Origin of the sequence: Ruegeria sp. HKCCA0370 (genome assembly GCF_013033705.1) — a bacterium.
Lineage (GTDB): Bacteria > Pseudomonadota > Alphaproteobacteria > Rhodobacterales > Rhodobacteraceae > Ruegeria.
In genome coordinates this window covers 613,643-633,189 of sequence record NZ_WQEP01000001.1, presented here as the reverse complement: position 1 = coordinate 633,189, position 19,547 = coordinate 613,643, and the positions used below count along the sequence as shown (strand labels likewise).

At 60.0% G+C, this 19,547-nt stretch carries 21 protein-coding genes; 7 read left to right on the top strand and 14 right to left on the bottom strand.

The features are described 5' to 3' along the window. Positions 1-4: 4 nt before the first annotated feature. The 4 genes from GOW31_RS03195 to GOW31_RS03180 form a co-directional block, all read right to left on the bottom strand. A complete protein-coding gene (locus GOW31_RS03195) occupies positions 5-1,054 on the bottom strand; it encodes a methyltransferase domain-containing protein (RefSeq protein WP_171115600.1) in 1,050 nt (349 codons plus the stop codon). Positions 1,055-1,160: 106 nt separating this feature from the next. After that, the gene (locus tag GOW31_RS03190) at positions 1,161-2,273 is read right to left on the bottom strand and encodes a hypothetical protein (RefSeq protein ID WP_171167842.1); all 1,113 of its coding nucleotides are present in this window, start codon (positions 2,271-2,273) and stop codon (positions 1,161-1,163) included. 2 nt (positions 2,274-2,275) lie between these two features. After that, on the bottom strand, positions 2,276-3,055 hold the full coding sequence (locus tag GOW31_RS03185) for an SDR family oxidoreductase (RefSeq protein ID WP_171168660.1): 780 nt from the start codon (positions 3,053-3,055) through the stop codon (positions 2,276-2,278). A 73-nt stretch (positions 3,056-3,128) separates the two neighbouring features. Further along, positions 3,129-3,491 carry a nuclear transport factor 2 family protein gene (locus GOW31_RS03180; protein ID WP_171167839.1) on the bottom strand — a complete coding sequence of 121 codons (363 nt, stop codon included), beginning with the start codon at positions 3,489-3,491 and terminating at the stop codon, positions 3,129-3,131. Between the two features lie 109 nt (positions 3,492-3,600). Here GOW31_RS03180 and GOW31_RS03175 point away from each other — a divergent pair, with 109 nt between their 5' ends. From GOW31_RS03175 to GOW31_RS03160, 4 genes are all read left to right on the top strand, one after another. After that, positions 3,601-5,205, top strand: coding sequence for a peptide chain release factor 3 (locus GOW31_RS03175; protein WP_171167837.1), 1,605 nt, complete (start codon positions 3,601-3,603; stop codon positions 5,203-5,205). 49 nt (positions 5,206-5,254) lie between these two features. After that, complete coding sequence (locus GOW31_RS03170) at positions 5,255-5,998, top strand: hypothetical protein (RefSeq protein WP_171167835.1); 744 nt, start codon at positions 5,255-5,257, stop codon at positions 5,996-5,998. After that, on the top strand, positions 5,995-6,924 hold the full coding sequence (locus GOW31_RS03165; RefSeq protein ID WP_254441628.1) for a glycosyltransferase family 2 protein: 930 nt from the start codon (positions 5,995-5,997) through the stop codon (positions 6,922-6,924). Before GOW31_RS03170 ends, GOW31_RS03165 begins: the two co-directional genes overlap by 4 nt. A gap of 185 nt (positions 6,925-7,109) precedes the next feature. Next, a complete protein-coding gene (locus GOW31_RS03160; protein WP_171167833.1) occupies positions 7,110-8,456 on the top strand; it encodes a DEAD/DEAH box helicase in 1,347 nt (448 codons plus the stop codon). Here the strand turns inward: GOW31_RS03160 and GOW31_RS03155 are convergent. The 3 genes from GOW31_RS03155 to GOW31_RS03145 are packed head-to-tail and all read right to left on the bottom strand — an operon-like array spanning position 8,453 to position 10,475. Next, complete coding sequence (locus GOW31_RS03155; RefSeq protein ID WP_171167831.1) at positions 8,453-9,355, bottom strand: EamA/RhaT family transporter; 903 nt, start codon at positions 9,353-9,355, stop codon at positions 8,453-8,455. The genes GOW31_RS03160 and GOW31_RS03155 overlap by 4 nt on opposite strands. Positions 9,356-9,376: 21 nt before the next feature. Beyond that, positions 9,377-10,279: a fatty acid desaturase gene (locus GOW31_RS03150; protein WP_171167829.1), complete on the bottom strand. Its 903-nt coding sequence runs from the start codon at positions 10,277-10,279 to the stop codon at positions 9,377-9,379. Further along, positions 10,272-10,475, bottom strand: a complete 204-nt coding sequence (locus GOW31_RS03145) for a DUF2061 domain-containing protein (RefSeq protein WP_171167827.1) — start codon at positions 10,473-10,475, stop codon at positions 10,272-10,274. The genes GOW31_RS03150 and GOW31_RS03145 overlap by 8 nt, the downstream gene beginning before the upstream one ends. A 108-nt stretch (positions 10,476-10,583) precedes the next feature. Here GOW31_RS03145 and GOW31_RS03140 point away from each other — a divergent pair, with 108 nt between their 5' ends. Further along, positions 10,584-11,453, top strand: a complete 870-nt coding sequence (locus GOW31_RS03140; protein ID WP_171167825.1) for a helix-turn-helix domain-containing protein — start codon at positions 10,584-10,586, stop codon at positions 11,451-11,453. 79 nt (positions 11,454-11,532) lie between these two features. Further along, entirely contained in the window at positions 11,533-11,715 is a 183-nt protein-coding gene (locus GOW31_RS03135; RefSeq protein WP_117868740.1) for a hypothetical protein, read from the top strand. A 1-nt stretch (position 11,716) separates the two neighbouring features. Here the strand turns inward: GOW31_RS03135 and GOW31_RS03130 are convergent, their stop codons facing one another. From GOW31_RS03130 to GOW31_RS03115, 4 genes are all read right to left on the bottom strand, one after another. After that, on the bottom strand, positions 11,717-12,475 hold the full coding sequence (locus tag GOW31_RS03130; RefSeq protein ID WP_171167823.1) for an SDR family oxidoreductase: 759 nt from the start codon (positions 12,473-12,475) through the stop codon (positions 11,717-11,719). Then, positions 12,472-13,938, bottom strand: coding sequence for a carnitine 3-dehydrogenase (locus GOW31_RS03125; RefSeq protein ID WP_171167821.1), 1,467 nt, complete (start codon positions 13,936-13,938; stop codon positions 12,472-12,474). Before GOW31_RS03125 ends, GOW31_RS03130 begins: the two co-directional genes overlap by 4 nt. 8 nt (positions 13,939-13,946) lie before the next feature. Further along, positions 13,947-14,264, bottom strand: a complete 318-nt coding sequence (locus tag GOW31_RS03120; RefSeq protein WP_171167819.1) for a hypothetical protein — start codon at positions 14,262-14,264, stop codon at positions 13,947-13,949. 61 nt (positions 14,265-14,325) lie between these two features. Continuing rightward, a complete protein-coding gene (locus tag GOW31_RS03115) occupies positions 14,326-15,240 on the bottom strand; it encodes a 3-keto-5-aminohexanoate cleavage protein (RefSeq protein WP_171115578.1) in 915 nt (304 codons plus the stop codon). A gap of 133 nt (positions 15,241-15,373) precedes the next feature. Between GOW31_RS03115 and GOW31_RS03110 the strand changes: the two genes are divergently transcribed. Next, on the top strand, positions 15,374-16,360 hold the full coding sequence (locus GOW31_RS03110; protein WP_171167817.1) for a GlxA family transcriptional regulator: 987 nt from the start codon (positions 15,374-15,376) through the stop codon (positions 16,358-16,360). A 76-nt stretch (positions 16,361-16,436) separates the two neighbouring features. Here the strand turns inward: GOW31_RS03110 and GOW31_RS03105 are convergent, their stop codons facing one another. From GOW31_RS03105 to GOW31_RS03095, 3 genes are read right to left on the bottom strand one after another with little or no spacing between them, the layout of a single operon-like run. Further along, positions 16,437-17,483, bottom strand: coding sequence for an aldo/keto reductase (locus GOW31_RS03105; protein WP_171167815.1), 1,047 nt, complete (start codon positions 17,481-17,483; stop codon positions 16,437-16,439). Between the two features lie 31 nt (positions 17,484-17,514). After that, positions 17,515-17,973: a DNA polymerase III subunit chi gene (locus GOW31_RS03100; protein ID WP_171167813.1), complete on the bottom strand. Its 459-nt coding sequence runs from the start codon at positions 17,971-17,973 to the stop codon at positions 17,515-17,517. Positions 17,974-17,977: 4 nt separating this feature from the next. After that, positions 17,978-19,444 carry a leucyl aminopeptidase gene (locus GOW31_RS03095; protein WP_171167811.1) on the bottom strand — a complete coding sequence of 489 codons (1,467 nt, stop codon included), beginning with the start codon at positions 19,442-19,444 and terminating at the stop codon, positions 17,978-17,980. Positions 19,445-19,547 lie beyond the last annotated feature (103 nt).

Here is a 19,547-nt window from a genome sequence, read left to right as displayed (position 1 = left end):
GAGATCAGCAGCAACCGCCGGATGATGCGTTTTCACCTGTTGCCTCGAACGGGCTTTCGCCGCCGCAGCCTTCAAAAATGCCGAAATGGGTGGAAAAATCACCGATAAAGTCGAAATGGCGGGCAAACCGCGTGTCCCGCAGCATCATCCAGGTATTGCCGCAGACCGGAAAGACCTTGCCGGTTTCGATGACATGGTGATCGTCCAGTACAAACGCATGCGGCGCGGTGGGAACAGTGCCTTTGTAGATCACCGCCTGGCCGTAATCCTCGCAGGCCGGTTCCAGCGCCGGCAGCTTGAACAGACGGTAGGTCGCCGACAGGAATCTGAGCGGGGCAACACGTTCTTCCAGCGCAGGATTCTCGATGGTCAGCGCGCGGTGCGTCACCCGGCGCGGATCACCGAAACCTGCCTTGCGCGCCATCGACAGGAAATCATTCCAGTACAATGCACCCGACAGGCATTCGCCATACAGAACCTCATCCTCGGCCATCGCCTGCGGGACACGGCGGTCGGCATAGACGTCCGAGAAATACATCTCGCCGCCTTCTTTCAGCAACCGATGCGCGCCGCGCAGCACGGCATCCTTGTCGGTCGCCAGGTTAATGACGCAGTTCGAGACGATGATGTCGAACGATCCGGGTTCCAGATCCAGTTCCTCCAGCTTCTCGATATAGCCGTGATGGACTTCAACGTTGCTTTTGGCGTGCCCAAACGCCTTGGCGTGATATTCCTGATGCGCGCGGGCAACGTCCAGTTGTTCGGGTGTCATGTCCACACCGACGACCCGGCCTTTTTCCCCAACCATGGCAGACAGCGCATAGACGTCGCGCCCCGCCCCACAGCCAAGATCCAGAATCGACATGCCCTCGAGATCCTGAGGCGCGATCAGACCGCACCCGTAATATCGGGTCAGCACATCGTCATGAATTCTGGACAGAATCCGCTTGAGATGATCCGGCATGTCGTCAGGCGTACAACAGGCGTTGGTCTGCAAGTCCGCACTGCTTTGCAGGACTTCACCATAATAATTCCGTACCGAATCGTGTTTCATCGCTGCTTCCCCGTCATGCTTGCCTGTACGCAGCTAGTGCAATGGCCTTGCATTCGCAATCTGGCCACGGTCGTTCTGACGAAAGCGTGAGTGTTCCTGCGCCCAACTACTCCAGCAACTCAAAGTCCACACCGGCACGGATAACGCCGTTCACCTGAACCTCAAGCCGATGCGCGCCGGGGATTAGCCTGAAGGTAGAGGCATCACCCTTCAGCCTGTGACGCTTGGCCAACGTGAGCCTGCCGTTGTTCAAAGCCGCCTGTTTCAGCTTGTACACCTTAGGTGATGTTTTTCCCGCAGGGCGCTGAAAAAAAATAATATAATCCACCAGAACCGGTTGTTTCCCTACCCCGGTCAGATCAACGGAAAACTCCAGCGCTTCGCCGATACGGGCCTCGGAACTCAGATCAATTGTCACGGCGATATCCGCATCTGGGTCATATCCCAGCATCTTCATCGCCTCTGGGTGCCCGGCCTTGACTAAACCGCGCAACGTATGAGAGGTCATCCACTCCAGCTCTGCCGCGGTCTGTCGCGCCTCGGTGCGCCACTTGTCCAGACGCCCAAGCACCAGGCCCGGGTCTTTCTTGGCAATATCATTCAAATGGTTGGCCACCGACCGCGTGACATACCGGGTCGGATCGCCGTGCAACCTGTCCAACAGCGGCAACGGGTCCGTCAGACCCAGACCGATGCCCTGCCCCCATGGCAGACGGGGCCGCGTTCCCTCGCTGACCAATCGGCGCACGTGATAGCTGCTGTGGGTGCACCAGTCCTGCATCCGCCCAAGCACCTTGTCCGGGGCATGGTTCAGGAAAGGCCGAATGGCCCATTCCATCGAAAACCGCTGCGTCAGCTCCTCCAACACATCCAGAGACAGATCGACGTGATCCAGCCCGATGGCCGCGACCCATTCACCCAGCGGCGCGAAAATGAAATCGCCGAAATCATCATCCGATCTGGCAGGGTCCAGCGGAGGCGGCAAAGACCGTAAAATCACCGGGGCGACTGTCGGCAAGTCACCCGGCACGGCCTGTTGCAGGCATGTCGCGATCCAGCTCATACGCTGTTTCAGTTCCAGTTCAGGCAGGCGCGACATGACCTGTGCCTGAAACGCAGAGGCGTCGAAACCCGGTTCAGCATCCAAGAACAAGTTGCTGAGAAAGCGGACTTTCTCAGCGTTGAACAACTGATCTTTCAACGAAAACCCCTGCGCCATGATCACATCGTCAGGTTGGTCGCACCGCCGTCCAGCAGGATATTCTGGCCAACGATGAAGCCCGCATGTTGCGAACACAGAAACGCGCAGGTCGCACCAAACTCCTGCCGTGAACCATAGCGTCTGACCGGGATCGTCGCCGCACGGTTGGCACGCGCTTCGTCAATCGAAATACCCAGTTGCGCCGCCACACCGCTGTCCAGAGAATCCGCCCGATCCGTGGCATGGATGCCCGGAAGCAGGTTGTTGATGGTCACCCCGTGAGGCGCCACCTGACGCGAGGTTCCGGCCACATAGCCCGTCAGACCTGTACGCGCCGCGTTTGACAGACCCAGAACCGCAATTGGCGCACGCACGGATTGCGAGGTGATATTCACCACCCGGCCCCAACCCTTTTCCATCATTCCGGGAAGCAGGGCCTTCATGAATGCAATCGGCGTCAACATGTTGGCATCCAGCGCCTTGATGAAATCATCACGCTCCCAGTCCGACCACGATCCGGGTGGCGGTCCGCCGGCATTTGTCACAAGAATATCAACGCCCTGCGCGGCCTCGATCACCTGTGCCTGACCGTCGGGCGTGGTCACGTCGCAAGCCACGGTCTGCACCTCGACGCCGTGTTCTGACCGAAGGCGTGCGGCTTCAGCCTCCAACACCTCGGGGCCGCGTGCGTTCATCACCAGATTCACGCCAGCCGCGGCAAGCGCCTCGGCGCAGCCAAGACCCAATCCTTTGCTGCTGGCACAGACCAGCGCGCGTTTTCCTTGAATTCCCAGATCCATCGGATCCTCCCTGTCAGTCATCGCCGCATGTCTAGCACCGGCCAGACAGGGAAGACCAGAAACGGATCGTCGATCAATAGAAGAACTCTTCCCGGATGATCTTGCCGTCGGCGACGTGATAGACACCAACCTCGCGCATATCGAACGCTTCGCCGGTTTCCTTCACCTTGCCCTGCACTTCGAAAATCACGGCAAAACGGTCTTCGCCATGAGGAAGCGGATCGCTGACAGACGCACTAGACACTTCATGAGCGCTTTCCCACCACTCATGCTTGCCACGGATGGCGTCGATCCCTTTGGTTTCCCGACCCATTCCCTGAAAATCCTGCCCTTCGACCGACACCGCATCCGGCGCATACAGCTTGGACAGGTTTTCCTTGGCCCGGTCTTCCCGGCAACCAGCCACGAGTTCATCGGCAATCTCTTTCAAATTCATTGATCCACTCCATTATTTGTTCACTATATGTTCTTTTTGCCACAGACCCATGATTCGTACCAGACCCTTTGTCTTGCTTCGGCAGGATTCCCCGCATATACGCGCGCTCATGCTTGATACCTCGAACCAACCCACCCTGCCGCCCGAGATCGCCCGACGCCGGACGTTCGCCATCATCTCGCACCCGGATGCGGGCAAGACGACGCTGACGGAAAAGTTCCTGCTGTACGGGGGCGCGATCCAGATGGCCGGTCAGGTGCGTGCCAAGGGCGAGGCGCGGCGGACCCGGTCGGACTTCATGCAGATGGAAAAGGATCGCGGCATCTCGGTCTCGGCTTCGGCGATGTCGTTCGACTATGGCAACTTCCGGTTCAACCTTGTGGATACACCCGGCCACAGCGATTTTTCGGAGGATACCTATCGCACGCTGACAGCCGTGGATGCCGCAGTGATGGTGATCGACGGTGCGAAGGGCGTGGAAAGCCAGACGCAGAAACTGTTCGAGGTTTGCCGCCTGCGCGATCTGCCGATCCTGACCTTCTGTAACAAGATGGACCGCGAAAGCCGCGATACGTTCGAGATCATCGACGAAATTCAGGAAATGCTGGCTATCGACGTCACGCCCGCCGCGTGGCCCATCGGCGTGGGTCGCGATTTCATCGGCTGCTATGACATGCTGCGCGACCGGCTGGAACTGATGGACCGCGCCGACCGCAACAAGGTGGCGGAAAGCATCGAAATCAACGGGCTGGACGACCCCAAACTGGCCGAGCATGTGCCTGCCGAATTGCTGGACAAACTGCTGGAAGAGGTCGAGATGGCGCGCGAATTGCTGCCTGCGCTTGACCCGCAGGCGGTACTGGAAGGCCACATGACCCCGATCTGGTTCGGTTCGGCCATCAACTCGTTCGGCGTCAAGGAACTGATGGAAGGCATCGGCGCCTATGGCCCGCAGCCACAGGTTCAATCCGCAGAACCCCGCCAGATTTCCCCCGACGAAAAGAAAGTTTCAGGCTTTGTGTTCAAGGTTCAGGCCAATATGGACCCCAAGCACCGCGACCGGGTGGCCTTTGTCCGTATGGCCAGCGGTCACTTCAAGCGTGGCATGAAGCTGACCCATGTGCGGTCGAAAAAGCCGATGGCGATCTCGAACCCCGTATTGTTCCTGGCCTCTGACCGCGAGTTGGCGGAAGAGGCCTGGGCCGGTGACATCATCGGCATTCCCAACCACGGGCAGCTGCGCATTGGCGATACGCTGACCGAAGGCGAAGCGCTGCGGGTGACCGGCATCCCGTCGTTTGCGCCGGAACTGCTGCAAGGTGTCCGCGCGGGCGACCCGATGAAAGCCAAGCATCTGGAAAAAGCCCTGATGCAATTCGCCGAGGAAGGTGCGGCCAAGGTGTTCAAGCCTTCGATCGGCTCGGGCTTTATCGTGGGGGTCGTGGGTGCATTGCAGTTCGAAGTGCTCGCCAGCCGGATCGAGATGGAATATGGCCTGCCGGTACGGTTCGAGGCATCGCAGTTCACCTCGGCACGTTGGGTGAGCGGTGACAAGGCCGAAGTCGAGAAATTCGTAGGCGCCAACAAGCAGCACATCGCGCATGATCATGACGGCGACATCGTCTATCTGACCCGCCTGCAATGGGATATCGATCGGGTGGTCCGTGACTATCCCGCGCTGAACCTGACCGCGACAAAAGAGATGATGACCTGAGGCAACTGTCTGATTGCACAGGCAGGTTTGGCTGTGCAATCCTGCGCGCATGAGTGACGACGAACTGACCTATCCCGGTGGCCTGCCCGACATGCTGGACAGCTATGAGAACCGGCGCAGCCCGTTTCAGTTCGGCACCCTGACCCTGCCCGAGCTTGACGTCGATCTGGATGATCTGGCCAAACGCATCGTGCCCGACACCGCCACCGAATTGCCACCCGGGCGCAGCACCACCTGGGATCGCAAACGCGTTCAGATCGCGCGGGAATTCGTCGGAAAGTCAGAGCTTGCCTTCCTGAACGCCCAGCTGATCTCGAATCTCAGAAAACGCTTCTTTCCGCGTCAGGCCCCTGCGCTGTTCTGCCGGTTGTGGGACGAACAATCTGACCATCTTATTTCCGTCCTCGACCTTCGTTGGCTGGTATCGTCTGTTCAGACCTTTGCGGATCACGGTCAGACGCCGACACAGCGCGAGGTCGGACATGCCTTGCGCGTGTTCTTCAGCATGATGAAGCTGTATGAGTTCGAGCGGCTCTTCTCGGGGCTGGCCCCGGAAACGCCGTTTCAGTTCAAGGACAGGAACCACGTCCCGCTGCCCTATCAGATGAAAGGCTTTTCCTTTGAAAAAGGCGGGCTTGACGTCAATCTCATCGCTCCGATCTGGACCAAGGCGATGAACGATCCCACGATTGCACCGCTGGTGGATCACCTGATGATCCAATTGAACAAGGACCCAGGTGGAGTTTTTCGACGCCTGAAACGCATGCGCGACACCCGCGCACCGCGCAAATGACCACCTGGGGCATTGTCTCCATGGTCCGGGGACCAACCGAAGACGTCCTTCGGTTCGTGGCCCATCACCTCGAACTGGGGGCGGATTTCATATATATCTACATGGACGAACCCAACCGCCGCACGTTCAGGGCTCTGAGAATGCATCCCAAGGTCCGGGTCCGTAACTGTGATGACGCCTTTTGGGAAAAACGCGGACGCGCACGGCCGGAAAAGCACCAGGTGCGCCAGTCGGTTCACGCCACTTTTGCCTATCGAAACACTCGGCTGGATTGGTTGACACATATCGATGTGGATGAGTTTCTTTGGCCGGCGGCCCCCATTTCCGATGTTCTGCGCGATGTTCCAGACACGGTTCCTGCGGTGCGCGTCCGCCCGTTGGAGGCCTTGGCCGGGGGCGATAACCTGTACAAAGCTCATATCCCGCATGGCCCGAACCGCGAATCGCTGGTCGAGACCATTTACCCGAATTACGGCGCCTTCGTCATGGGCGGTTTCCTGAGTCACGTGCAGGGAAAGCTGTTCGTGCGCACCGGGTTGAAAAACCTGAGCATCCGCATCCACAACTTGTTTCAGAACAAGGTGCTGCTGCCCTGCAAATACGAGCTTCCGCAGATCGATCTGTGCCATCGTCATGCCCCGGACTGGGACCACTGGATAGCGCACTACCAGTTCCGCATGGATCGTGGCTCGTATCAGGCCGGCATGGCTCCGAATGTTCCGCGCGAACAGGGGGGGCTGAGCAAGAACGAACTGCTCAATTGGATCGAGGCCGAACAGGGCATGGTCGGGCTGCGTGCGTTCTACAATGAAATGAGCGGCGCGGACGCAGAGGTGCGCGCCAACCTGGAACGCCACGGCCTGCTGCGCCACCGCCCTTTGAACCTGGACGAAAAACTACAGAAACACTTCCCCGGAAGTTGCTGAATTGTTGCTGAAATTCACCGCAGACAAAAGGCAGGGTCAGGTGAAATTCTCTTCATTTGACCCCGATCAACGTTTTTGTTATGTCCGCGTACAAGCCGAAATGTCGCATTACGCGCATGGCCATCCGGGCCCGGCACATCTTTGACGCGCGGGCCAGGTCAAGTGTCCGCAAAAACCGGACATACATGACAAAATTCAACGAACTGAACCTGAACCCGAAGGTCCTCAAAGCCATTGAAGAGGCCGGATACGAATCCCCCACTCCGATCCAGGAAGGCGCGATTCCGCCCGCTCTGGAAGGCCGTGATGTCTTGGGGATTGCCCAGACCGGCACTGGCAAGACCGCCAGCTTCACACTGCCGATGATCACCCTGCTGGCCCGTGGCCGCGCCCGCGCGCGCATGCCGCGCTCGCTGGTGCTGTGTCCGACGCGGGAACTGGCCGCCCAGGTGGCCGAGAATTTCGACACCTATACCAAACACCTGAAACTGACCAAGGCGCTGTTGATCGGTGGCGTCAGCTTCAAAGAGCAAGAGGCCCTGATCGATCGCGGCGTCGACGTTCTGATCGCCACTCCGGGCCGCCTGTTGGACCATTTCGAACGTGGCAAGCTGCTGCTGACCGGTGTTCAGATCATGGTGGTGGACGAAGCCGACCGGATGCTGGATATGGGCTTTATTCCTGATATCGAACGCATCTTCTCGCTGACGCCGTTCACGCGGCAGACATTGTTCTTCTCGGCGACCATGGCTTCCGAGATCGAGCGCATCACGGATACTTTCCTGTCCGCCCCTGCCCGGGTTGAAGTCGCCCGGCAAGCGACCGCATCCGAGACGATCGAACAGGGCGTTGTCATGTTCAAAGGCGGCCGTCGGGACCGTGAAGCAAGCCAGAAACGCAACGTGCTGCGCGCCTTGATCGACGCAGAGGGCGAAAAGTGCACCAACGCAATCATCTTCTGCAATCGCAAGACAGATGTCGATATCTGCGCGAAATCGCTGAAGAAATACGGCTATGACGCTGCCGCGATCCATGGCGATCTGGACCAATCGCAGCGGATGAAGACGCTGGACGGGTTCCGCGACGGATCATTGCGTCTGCTGGTTGCGTCCGACGTCGCTGCGCGCGGTCTGGATGTTCCAGCTGTCAGCCACGTGTTCAATTTCGACGTCCCCGGCCACCCCGAGGATTACGTGCACCGTATCGGCCGCACCGGTCGCGCCGGGCGCGAAGGCAAGGCCATCACGATCTGCTCGGTCCGCGATGAAAAAGCCCTGGCTGCGATCGAAAAGCTGATCCAGAAGGACATCCCGCGCATCGACAATCCGGCCAAGGAAGAGCCCAAGCCTGAAAAGCCGAAGCCCGAGAAAAAAGCCCGGGACTCCGAAGCCAAGAAAGACACCCGGAAAGAGCGAGAGCCCAAAGGGCGTGGCCGCGGGCGCAAGGAAGACAATGGCCGGGCCGTGGTGGGTATGGGCGATCACCTGCCCAGCTTCATTGCCCTGAGCTTTGACGAGCGTCGTGCCGGCTAAATCGCCAGCACCAAGGCCAGTATCGAGACACCCAACAGCAACATCCCGGCGATTTCTCGCCGGGTGATCGTCTCGCGGAAAAACAGGATCGAGGCCATCAGGCTGAAGATCAGCTCTACCTGCCCCAGCGCTTTGACATAGGCTGCGTTTTGCAGGGTGAAGGCCCAGAGCCAACAAAACGAACCGCCCAGACTGGTCAGGCCGACAAACACGCCGGTGGATCGGGTTTGCCACACCGCGCGCAGTTCGGCCCGGTCGCGCCACAACAACCACAGGCCCATGCTGACAAACTGAAACGTCACGACGGCGGCCAGGGTGATCAGTGCCCGGAACCAGGCGTCGGCATCACCCAATTGCAACGATGCCCCGCGATAGCTGACGGCGGAGAACGCAAACAAAACCCCTGATCCAAGCCCCAATTGGGACGCGCGGTTGGTCAGATGCCGCCACCAGGCGCCGCCTCCTCCGGGGGTTTTCGACAGCAAAAGCACCGCCATCAACCCCAACAGGATCGCAACCAGCGCGCCGCTGGAAACGCTGTCGCCCAAAACCAGAAAGCCGACGATCGCGGTCTGAATGACTTCGGTTTTCTTGAAGGTGATCCCGACCGCAAAGTTTCGTTGTTTGAACAACGCCACAACACAGATCGTCGCCAGGATTTGCGCCGTGCCTCCGATGACAGCGTACAGCCAGAACACTCCACCAATCGGAGGCAAGCTGGCGCCCGTTGTCAGCATCGCCACAAACAGCCCGGCAACGGCCAGCGGCATGGAATACGCAAATCGCGCAAAGGTCGCGCCGGCGGCGGACAGTTTCACGCTGCTCAAGGATTTTTGCAGCATGAACCGCACAGTCTGAAAACTGGCGGCCGCGATGGTGACAGGGATCCAGAGACTCATGTCACCCGTTGTGTCGTCAAATCAAGACTTTGGCCAGAGCGGATGCGGCACCGGATCCTTGGCGCGCAGTAGATACTGCCGGAAAATCTGTGCATACGAGCGGTAAACATACGCCTCGTTGCAGGCCAGATACCTGTCTTTGCCATCCCGATACAACGACGGCAGCCGATACCATGGCGCAGCGGGATTCATGTGATGAACAACATGCAGGTTGTTGTTCAGAAACAGAAATGCCAGCGGCCCGCTGTCTTCGATTATCACGGTCCGCGCGCGGGACTTCTCATGCGCGCGGTGTTCCAGAAACGTGCGGATTTTCAGCAACGCCAGCCCGATATAGGCCGAAATCAGATAGGCCCAGATCGGCATGGCCGACTGTGCAACGATCCACAGTACTGCAACCGCGCCGGGGATATGCAATGCCCAGGCCAGCAGGATCGCCCTGTCGCCGCGCCGCAGCCCCCGCCATTCGTCGCGCAGAAACAGCACCTGCCCAATGGCCGGGCCCAGAACCATCCGCCCCAGAAGCGTGTTGTTCAGGGCCAGCACAGCCTGCACGCCACGCGGCAGGTCCGCCCAAACCTTGGGATCCAGATAGTTGGATTCGGGGTCGTCATACGGGTCGGTCAAAGTGGCATCCTGATGATGCGCCAAATGCAGATCGCGAAAACGGTTATACGGAATGGCCAGGGTCAGCGGCAGCGCCATCAGCGCCTCATTCAGCCATTTGGCTCGGAACGGGTGCCCGTGCAGGACTTCGTGCGTCAAAGACGAATGCAGGGCCGCAACAAAGCCCAAAGCCAGCACCGCCAACCACAGCGAAATATCCGCCAGCCAGAACAGCCCGACCAGCCATGCGGCATAGCATCCGACGATCAGGGCAAATGTACCCCATTCGGGCGACTTGGGTGTCGAGGGCTCAGCCATTGCGCCCCCACGAAACTCCGGCCCAAATTCTTTCATAGACAATGTAAAGCGTCAGGCCGATGGCGGTATTCACCAGTGCCAATGCCCCGCCGACGGCGGCCGAGCCTGTGGCGATCAGGCCCACCAGAGTCATGGTGGCCAACCCCATGACATTCCACACGATTGCTTTCACGACCGATCTTCGCCGCGTTTCCATTCCGATCCCCATTCTTTTTGCTTTTACAAAGGGGTTACATTTCATTTCTCACGCTGAAAATTCTGAATATGATTAACAAAACTAATCATATGTGATATTTTTCATCGCATGAAGGAAAACATCGACAAACGCGACCGCGCCGCTCAATTCCGCCTACGCCTTGCCCGCGCGATGGAGGACCGTCACGTCAGCCAAAGCGCGCTTGCGCGCCACATCGGCGTGGACCGTTCAACCGTATCTCAGTTGTTGACCGGTCATGGCGCGCGTCTTCCCAATGCGCATGTTGTGGGTGGCTGCGCCGCGGCACTGGGCGTTTCGGCTGACTGGTTGCTGGGCCTGTCCGACAGGCCGGAAAGCGCGGCAGAGATTCTGGCCAGTTCCCTGTCCATTACCGAAGCGCCCCGCGCCCTGGTCGATGAGCGGATTTTCGACTGGCACAAAGAAGCCACCGGGTACAAGATCCGCTATGTTCCGGCCACCCTGCCCGACATGCTCAAGACGCGCGCGGTGCTGGAGTGGGAATATGCCCCCCATCTGGGTCGCACGGCAGATCAGGCCATCGGTGCGTCCGAAGACAGGTTGACCTGGATGCGCAGTGCGCAGTCTGATTACGAAATTGCAATGCCATTGTTCGAGATCGAAAGCTTTGCAAGCGGCACGGGGTATTACCAAGGCCTTTGCCCGGCGATTCGTCAGGAGCAGATTGATCATCTGCTGGAGCTGTGTGAACAGCTTTATCCCCGAATGCGTATCTATCTGTTCGATGCCAAACGGCTTTATTCAGCCCCTGTAACGATTTTCGGGCCGCTGCTGTGCGTTTTTTATGCAGGCAGTCACTATATGGCGTTCCGAGACCGGGACCGGATCGAGACATTTTCACGGCACTTCGACACACTTGTGCGCGAGGCCGATGTGGCCGCCCGCGATTTCCCGGACCACTTGCGACAACTCAGAACGGCAGTATCCGGCAAGAATTGATGCAGCGGCGCAAAACCTGTGCTATCGTCCCTTGGCGCGAACCAACGGGCATTCCGATCACAAACGGAGGACCACAGGAATGGACGCAATTCAAACCGCTCAATACGCGCGCGCGCTGTATGCCGCGCACGGAGACCGGGCCGAGGCGGAAGCCGCGCAGAAAATGCGCGAATGCGAAGCCGCCGGAAACCAGAAAGAGGCGCAGGATTGGCAGGCGGTCCGTCAGACCATCCGCCAGATCCGGGGACCAAATCAGGGCTGACCTACAGTTTCGGGTCGGGGTTGACCGTGTGCCCATCCACCGCAATCACCTGCCCAGACACCAACCGTGCTGCGTCTGAAGCAAGAAAGACGGCCATATTGGCGATATCCTGCGCTTCCACAAAGCGCCCCATAGAGGTGCCCGAGGCATAGCCCTGATAGACCTCATCGCGGGTCATGCCTTTCGCGGCGGCCTCTCGGGCCAAGACACCTTCCATGCGCGGGCCTTCCACGGCACCCGGGCAAATGGCGTTTGCGCGAATGCCCAGCGGTCCAAGTTCCATCGCCAGGGTTTTCATCAACCCTATGACCGCCCATTTGGCCGAAGCGTAGGGCGCTCGGAACGGATAGCCGTACCGACCGGCTGTCGAAGAGGTCAGAATGATGCTGCCCGCCCGCGCCGACTTCATTATAGGGGCCGCGTGTTTGGCGGCCAGAAAGGCCCCGTCCAGATTGACCGCGACGCAGGCGCGCCATGCATCCAGATCGATATCATCGATCGCGCTGGTCGGCCCGGCGATTCCGGCATTTGCGCACAGAACATCCAGCCCGCCGGCGGCCCCGACAGCCTGAAACACCGCGCTCATGTCGGCCTCGTTGGTCACATCAGCCCTGTGCGCCACCCAATGGTCGGGCAAGATTTTCAGGGCTAACTGGTCAATATCCGTTACCCAGACATCATAACCAGCAGCGTCAAACGCCGCGGCCATGGCATGACCGACACCCGATGCCCCGGCCGTTACCAATACGCGCCTGGTCACGATGGCTTCCGAATGGCGGCACCCGCCCCTTCAGGGTAAGGCAAACCGGCCTGTGCCTCGGCAATCCGCGCCATCGCTGCTTCGATCTTGGGCGACGGCGGGCTGGGACGGCGGGTTTCAAGACTGACATGCAGCAGAAAGCTCTCGCCCGTGGCCAACAGCTTGTCGCCTTCATACATGCTGTGAAAGACATGCAGCTTCTTGCCCTGCCCCAACAGCATCTGCGTGCGCACGTCGATCTTCGCCCCTGCATGGACCTCGTCGATGTAACGGATGTGGTTCTCGGCGGTGAAATAGCTGCCACCCGACGCGATATACTCCATATCGCAACCGATGATCTCCATGAAACGGTCCGTGGCGGCCGCAAAGGCTTCCAGATACTTGGCTTCGTTCATATGGCCGTTGTAATCCGTCCAGTCCAACGGAACGGCGCGGGACAGGGTCAGGATCGGCTGGCTCAGATCCGCCTGATCCAGCGACGGCAGAGCACCCGGTTTCAACAGCGCATCATGCTGGTTCAGCACCGCCCCCGCGCCATAATTCTGCGCCTTGAGGGCCCGCATCATGCCGACAAGATTGTTGTCGCGAATGCGTTCCAGTTCCCGGATTGAATGCATTCCGGATTGCGCGTCTGACTGATCGGCGATCAGGTCGACCAGTTCATCGGTGAATTCCGGCACGTCCATCAGCTTGGTCCAGGGCCATTTCAAGGCTGGCCCGAACTGAGCCATGAAATGTCGCATTCCCGCTTCACCTCCGGCCACGCGGTAGGTTTCGAACAATCCCATCTGCGCCCAGCGGATGCCAAAGCCCATCCGGATCGCCTCGTCGATTTCTTCGGTGGTTGCAATGCCATCCTTGACCAGCCACAGCGCCTCGCGCCAGACCGCCTCAAGGAACCGGTCGGCGATATGCGCGTCGATCTCTTTCTTGACATGCAGCGGAAAGAATCCAACCGAGGTCAGCAATTCCCTGGCCCGCTCAATCATCTGCGGTGGGTTTTTGTCGGTCGGCACCAGCTCGATCAGCGGCAGCAGATAGACTGGATTGAACGGGTGCGTCACGACGATCTGTTCGGGCCGCAAAGCACCGTCCTGAAGCTCCGATGGTTTGAACCCGCTGGTCGATGACCCGATGATCGCGTCTGGATCACAAGCCTCCTGCAAGCCCTTGTAAACCTTCAGCTTCAAATCCAGCCGCTCTGGCACGCTTTCCTGGATCCACGTCGCGCCCTGTACGGCGTCGGCCATGTCGTCATGAAAGCTCAGCGCGCCCTCGGCCGGCAACGGAACGTCACTCAGCCCCGGCAGGGATCGCCGTGCGTTGTCCAGTACTTCGCCTATTTTGCGTTCTGCTTCGGGGTCCGGGTCGAACACCCGAACGTCCCAGCCATTGAGCAGGAACCGTGCGGCCCATCCGCCGCCGATGACACCGCCCCCGATAATTGCTGCCGTCTTTGTCATGCTGTCCTCTAATCGATACAGATTACCTGCGCGCGCGCCGTCTCATCCAGATGCGGAATGCATCCGAATTTCGGCGTCACCGCGCTGCATTGTTTGGTGTCCGACAGGCAGAACCCTGCGCAGTCAGAGGCTTTTTCACAGGAGTTTCCAGCGTCGGGCAAAGGTTCAAAGCAGATAAACTGCCGTATCCGCCCGCCCATCTCATAGCTTCCCCCTTTGGCTTCGCAGTCCTCGCGGGCCAAAGGGTCTTCCGCGGTCTGTGCCCCCCCGACCCGGGGCAGACATACGGCCAGAACCGTCGCGCAGATTACAAGCACCGATCGCATTGCTCACTTCCTTTTGCTGGCGCCCCTGCACTTACCGGTCATGGCAAGGGACGCAAGCAGGTCAACCTTTGGGCGCCCGTTTGACCAGCCCCAGCTTCTCGCGCACCTCGGCCGGGCCTATCACCCGCGCGCCCATGTTCTCGATGATGGTGCCTGCGCGTTCGACCAGTTGCCAGTTTTCGGCCAGCACACCCTTGTCCAGCCACAGGTTGTCCTCGAGCCCCACGCGCACATTGCCGCCCGCCAGCACCGAGGCCGCCACATAGGCCATCTGATGCCGCCCCAGCGAGAACGCGCTGAAGGTCCAGTCATCGGGCACGTTGTTTACCATCGCCATGAAGGTATTCAGATCATCCGGCGCGCCCCACGGCACGCCCATGCACAGTTGAACCAGGGCGTTGGGTTCCAGAATTCCCTCTTTCACCAGTTGCTTGGCAAACCACAGATGGCCGGTGTCAAAGGCCTCGATCTCGGGTTTCACGCCCAGATCGGTCATCATCTGCCCCATCGCCCGCAACGCGCCGGGCGTGTTGGTCATGACGTAATCCGCCTCGGCAAAGTTCATCGTGCCGCAATCCAGCGTGCAGATTTCGGGCAGGCATTCGGCCACATGCGCCACGCGTTCGGTCGCGCCAACCAGATCGGTTCCAGCCTCGGCCAATGGCAACGGGTTTTCGATACCGCCGAACACCATGTCTCCGCCCATGCCAGCCGTAAGGTTCAGCACTGCGTCCACCTCGGCATCCCGAATCCGATCGGTCACCTCACGATACAGCGCCAGATCGCGCGACGGGGCACCCGTTTCGGGGTCGCGCACATGGCAGTGCACCACGGCCGCACCCGCCTTCGCGGCGGCAATCGCACTGTCGGCAATTTGCTTCGGTGAACGTGGCACATGAGGGCTGCGATCCTGCGTCCCGCCCGAGCCGGTCACGGCGCAGGTGATGAAGACTTCGCGGTTCATTTCCAGAGGCATGGCGTTTTCCCCAAGTTATACCCAGTTTTGCCTTGGGTTTTCCCCAGGCTTCTCCACGGATTCCGATTTGCGTTCTAGCCCGACTCTGGCGCAGCCTTGGGAAAACCACTTGGCAGAATGCGAATCGAACTTGATGCAATCCGCAAAAAACATACTGCAACCCGAACATCGGGCCCTGAAAACCGCCGTTCTGGTGCTGGATGAATGCAACACGCTCAGCTTCGCCTCGGCGGTCGATCCGATGCGCGCGGCCAACCGTCTGGCGGACCGGCCCGCATTTGACTGGGACTATGTGACCGCCACAGCCGAACCCGCGATGCTGACCAGCGCGTTGCAAGTGCCCGGCATCCCGCTCGCTCGCCTGCAAGGTTGCGACCTCATGATTGTCGTCGCGGGCTTCCAACTGGCCCGCCACGCCACCCCCAGCCTGCTGGCCGGGCTGCGCCGCATTGCCGGTACCGGGGCGACGATGGCCGGGATTGACGGCGGCCCCTGGTTGCTGGCCGAGGCCGGGCTGCTGGACGGTCACCCCGCGACAACCCACTGGGAAGACCTGGAAAACTTTGCCACTCGTTTCCCCGACGTGGACGTGCGCCCCGACCGCTTTACTGTCTCGAATGGTCGCCTGACCTCGGGCGGCGCGATTCCCGCTGTCGAGATGATGCTGCACATCATCGCCGCCCGTCATGGCGCGGGTTTCGCCTCCCGTGTCTCGGGCCTGTTCCTCTATGATGGCGCGCCGGACCCGGGCAAACCGCAAAGCCGCACCGGCGTCCCACATCGCCACACCGCGCTGACGGCAAAGGCGAATTCGTTGATGCAGGCATCCTTGGATGACCCCCTGCCACTGGCCCATATCGCAGACCAACTGGGCACCAGCCCGCGCACCCTGCAACAACAGTTCCGCTTGCGCCTGAACACCACGCCGCAGGATCACTATCTGCAACTGCGCCTGGCCGAGGCCCGCCGTCTGGTCACTGACACCGACCTTCCATTGATGGATGTCGCGCTGGCCACCGGTTTTGCCTCGCAATCCAGTTTCGCCCGCGCTTTCCGCACCGCGCATGGCCAATCTGCCCGCGACCTCAGGCAAGAGCGCGCGCACCCCACCCATCACTGACCGGATCCAACTTCATCTGGCCAGAAATATCCCGGGGGAGGCACGCGCAGCGTGCCGGGGGCAGAGCCCCCTCGCCTCAGTACGGCATCGGGCGCGCCTTGTGGACAGCGTCCAGCTCGGCCAGCAACTCCTTTGACAACATCAAATCCGCACCGGCCAATACGTGTTCAAGCTGCGCGACCGTGGTCGCGCCAAAAATCGCCGACATCATGAATGGTCGCGAGCGGCACCAGGCCAACGCCATATGGGTCGGATCCAGGCCATGTCGCGCGGCAACATCCAGATAGGCCGCGACCGCATCAAACACCCGGTCAGACTTGCGCCCGCCCAATTGAGGTGAAAGCGACATACGTGAGCCGTCCGGCACGGCCCCGCCCTGGTATTTCCCGGTCAGCAGCCCGGTGCCCAGGGGTGAAAACGCCATCAGGCCGACATCTTCATGTACGCTCAGTTCGGCCATGTCGGTATCGAACAGACGGCACAGCAACGAATACTCATTCTGTACGGACGCCGCACGCGGTGTGCCCGTCTGCTCGGCCAGTCTCAGCCATTGCGCCGTACCCCATGCGCTTTCATTCGACAGGCCAAAAGCGCAGATGTTGCCTTTGTCCACCTGAACCTGCAAGGCCTCCAGACACTCCTGCATATTTTCCAGAACGTCCGCGGTATTGTGGCCCGAAGGCGAATAATCCCAGTTTTGACGGAACATATAGCTGCCGCGATTGGGCCAGTGGAACTGGTAGAGATCGATGTAATCCGTCTGCAACCGCCGCAAGGACCCTTCGATGGCCTCGGGAACGGTTTTTCCCGTGATCGGCGCACCGTCGCGAACATATGACAACCCCTCACCCGAATGCTTGGTCGCCAGTACGAAATCCGCCCGGCGCGACGAATTTGCAGCGTTCCAGTTTCCAAGAATTTCTTCGGTACGACCAATTGTCTCTTTGGCGACAGGATTCACGGGATACATCTCGGCGGCATCCACAAAGTTGATCCCCGCATCCAGCGCCATGTCCATCTGCCGGTGCGCATCCGTTTCCGAGGTCTGCGACCCGAACGTCATCGTCCCAAGGCAAAGATCGCTCACGACAATCCCGGTGCGGCCCAGAGGCTTCATCTGCATCCTCAAATCTCCTGATAAATGGCACGGCCCGTCAGGCTTCGGCCTTCTTTTCCCACCGCCCGGATTCCTCCGACCAGTATTGCGCGGCGCATCCGGCGCCGGTCAGCGTCTTCCACTGCCCGCGCGCGTGCTGTACGGCCATGTCGTCATTGCCGTCGAACAGAATGCAAACCCGCTCCAGGGCCGACACCTCTTCGGGTTCGACCGGCGCGCCGTCCACCGCCATGACACACACCGCGCCGTTGGGGGCCTCGGCGCTGGTGGTCAGAAGGATCGGCTGCTCGGCGTCATGCGGGCCGCCTTCGCGACCATGCGGCAGGAACCCGTCCTCGGGGCCCAGCCACAGCTTTTCATCCAGCCAGTCCATCCGTGCGGGATCGGTGCCCCGCACGGCAATCTTCCACCCGGCCTGTCGCGCCTTGTCCAGCAGCACAGGCAAGGTGTGCTCCAGCGGCTGGCGGGTCAGATGGTAGAAATAGACGGCACCCATTCGCTTACTCGAAATTGTCCTGCACGAACCGGCTCAGCGCGCGCACACCCCAGCCCGTGGCACCTTTGGGCGCATAGGATGTCTCGGACGACACCGAGGCCACACCCGCGATATCCAGATGGATCCAGGGCGTATCCTCTTTCACGAAACGTTGCAGAAACTGCGCCGCCGTGATCGAGCCCGCCGGACGGCCACCGACGTTCTTCATGTCGGCGATGCGCGATTTGAGCAGCTTGTCATAGGCATCGCCCAACGGCATCCGCCACGCGCCTTCATCCTCGGCCCGGGCCGATTTCAGGAAGGCGTCACAGAATGTGTCATTGTTGGAAAACACACCTGCATTCTCATGACCCAGCCCGATGATGATCGCCCCGGTCAGGGTGGCCAGATCGATCATGCCCACCGGATTGAACCGCTCCTGTGCGTACCACATCACGTCGCACAGAACCAAACGGCCTTCGGCATCGGTGTTGATGATCTCGACCGTGTCGCCCTTCATCGACTTGACCACATCGCCCGGACGGGTGGCATTGCCCGAAGGCATGTTCTCGACTAGCCCGACAAGGCCCACCACATTGGCCTTGGCCTTGCGCTTGGCCAACGCGCGCATCGTGCCCGCGACAACACCGGCACCGCCCATGTCCATGGTCATGTCTTCCATGCCACCGGCCGGTTTCAGCGAAATGCCCCCTGTGTCGAAAACCACGCCCTTGCCCACCAAAGCCAAGGGCGCATCGTCCTTGTCGCCGCCATTCCAGTGCATCACGACGACTTTGGACGGGCTGGCAGAGCCCTGCCCGACGCTCAGCAAAGTGCGCATGCCCAGTTCAGCCAGCTTGTCCTCTTCCAGAACTTCGACTTCCAGGCCCAGCTCCTGCATCTCGACAAGACGATCGGCAAATTCCGTGGTCGTCAGAACATTTGCGGGTTCGTTGGTCAGATCACGCGTCATCCGCACGCCGTCGGCAATCGCGTATAGCGGTGCAAACTCTGCTTCGGCTTCCTTGGGTTTTGAATGTCCGATCGTAATTGAACCGCTGCCTTCGCTGTCCTTGGTTTTGTGCGCGTTGAAATCATAACTGCGCAGCACCATGCCAAGGGCCAGATTTTCGGTATGCGCCTGATTGCCGACCATCACCAGCATGTCCTTGCCACCTGCGGATTTGGCCAACGCGGCACCAGCCTTGCGGGCCTCGTCGGCTTCCGGGCGGCGCGGCAGCACGACGACGTCCAGCGCTTCGGCCGCCATCCCAGCCGGCCAGGCCATCGAGATAACATCGCCGGTCTTGGACTTTCCGAATTTCTCACTTTCGACAAGCCGCGCCACAGCGCCTTTCGTCAGACGATTGGCCCGACGCGCCGCAGGGTTCATTTTTCCGTCCGACGGAATGATGATGGCCACCCGCCCTTCGGCCTGCGCCATCGCATCCAAGTCAAACTCCTGAAAGCGGACCGGTATCAGACTGCTCATTGCAAACTCCTCGAATTCTGTTCCCCAAGACCTAGCCCGCGCCGCCCGACTTGACCAGATAGCAGTTTTCCCCGCGTTTCAATTGCAGTAAGGTCCCGAAAAA

Excerpts from the sequence above, each read along its gene's own strand:
- GOW31_RS03195 (WP_171115600.1), bottom strand. The coding sequence starts at position 1,054 with ATGAAACACGATTCGGTACGGAATTATTATGGTGAAGTCCTGCAAAGC.
- GOW31_RS03190 (WP_171167842.1), bottom strand. The coding sequence starts at position 2,273 with ATGGCGCAGGGGTTTTCGTTGAAAGATCAGTTGTTCAACGCTGAGAAA.
- GOW31_RS03185 (WP_171168660.1), bottom strand. The coding sequence starts at position 3,055 with ATGGATCTGGGAATTCAAGGAAAACGCGCGCTGGTCTGTGCCAGCAGC.
- GOW31_RS03180 (WP_171167839.1), bottom strand. The coding sequence starts at position 3,491 with ATGAATTTGAAAGAGATTGCCGATGAACTCGTGGCTGGTTGCCGGGAA.
- GOW31_RS03175 (WP_171167837.1), top strand. The coding sequence starts at position 3,601 with ATGCTTGATACCTCGAACCAACCCACCCTGCCGCCCGAGATCGCCCGA.
- GOW31_RS03170 (WP_171167835.1), top strand. The coding sequence starts at position 5,255 with ATGAGTGACGACGAACTGACCTATCCCGGTGGCCTGCCCGACATGCTG.
- GOW31_RS03165 (WP_254441628.1), top strand. The coding sequence starts at position 5,995 with ATGACCACCTGGGGCATTGTCTCCATGGTCCGGGGACCAACCGAAGAC.
- GOW31_RS03160 (WP_171167833.1), top strand. The coding sequence starts at position 7,110 with ATGACAAAATTCAACGAACTGAACCTGAACCCGAAGGTCCTCAAAGCC.
- GOW31_RS03155 (WP_171167831.1), bottom strand. The coding sequence starts at position 9,355 with ATGAGTCTCTGGATCCCTGTCACCATCGCGGCCGCCAGTTTTCAGACT.
- GOW31_RS03150 (WP_171167829.1), bottom strand. The coding sequence starts at position 10,279 with ATGGCTGAGCCCTCGACACCCAAGTCGCCCGAATGGGGTACATTTGCC.
- GOW31_RS03145 (WP_171167827.1), bottom strand. The coding sequence starts at position 10,475 with ATGGAAACGCGGCGAAGATCGGTCGTGAAAGCAATCGTGTGGAATGTC.
- GOW31_RS03140 (WP_171167825.1), top strand. The coding sequence starts at position 10,584 with ATGAAGGAAAACATCGACAAACGCGACCGCGCCGCTCAATTCCGCCTA.
- GOW31_RS03135 (WP_117868740.1), top strand. The coding sequence starts at position 11,533 with ATGGACGCAATTCAAACCGCTCAATACGCGCGCGCGCTGTATGCCGCG.
- GOW31_RS03125 (WP_171167821.1), bottom strand. The coding sequence starts at position 13,938 with ATGACAAAGACGGCAGCAATTATCGGGGGCGGTGTCATCGGCGGCGGA.
- GOW31_RS03120 (WP_171167819.1), bottom strand. The coding sequence starts at position 14,264 with ATGCGATCGGTGCTTGTAATCTGCGCGACGGTTCTGGCCGTATGTCTG.
- GOW31_RS03115 (WP_171115578.1), bottom strand. The coding sequence starts at position 15,240 with ATGCCTCTGGAAATGAACCGCGAAGTCTTCATCACCTGCGCCGTGACC.
- GOW31_RS03110 (WP_171167817.1), top strand. The coding sequence starts at position 15,374 with ATGCAATCCGCAAAAAACATACTGCAACCCGAACATCGGGCCCTGAAA.
- GOW31_RS03105 (WP_171167815.1), bottom strand. The coding sequence starts at position 17,483 with ATGCAGATGAAGCCTCTGGGCCGCACCGGGATTGTCGTGAGCGATCTT.
- GOW31_RS03100 (WP_171167813.1), bottom strand. The coding sequence starts at position 17,973 with ATGGGTGCCGTCTATTTCTACCATCTGACCCGCCAGCCGCTGGAGCAC.
- GOW31_RS03095 (WP_171167811.1), bottom strand. The coding sequence starts at position 19,444 with ATGAGCAGTCTGATACCGGTCCGCTTTCAGGAGTTTGACTTGGATGCG.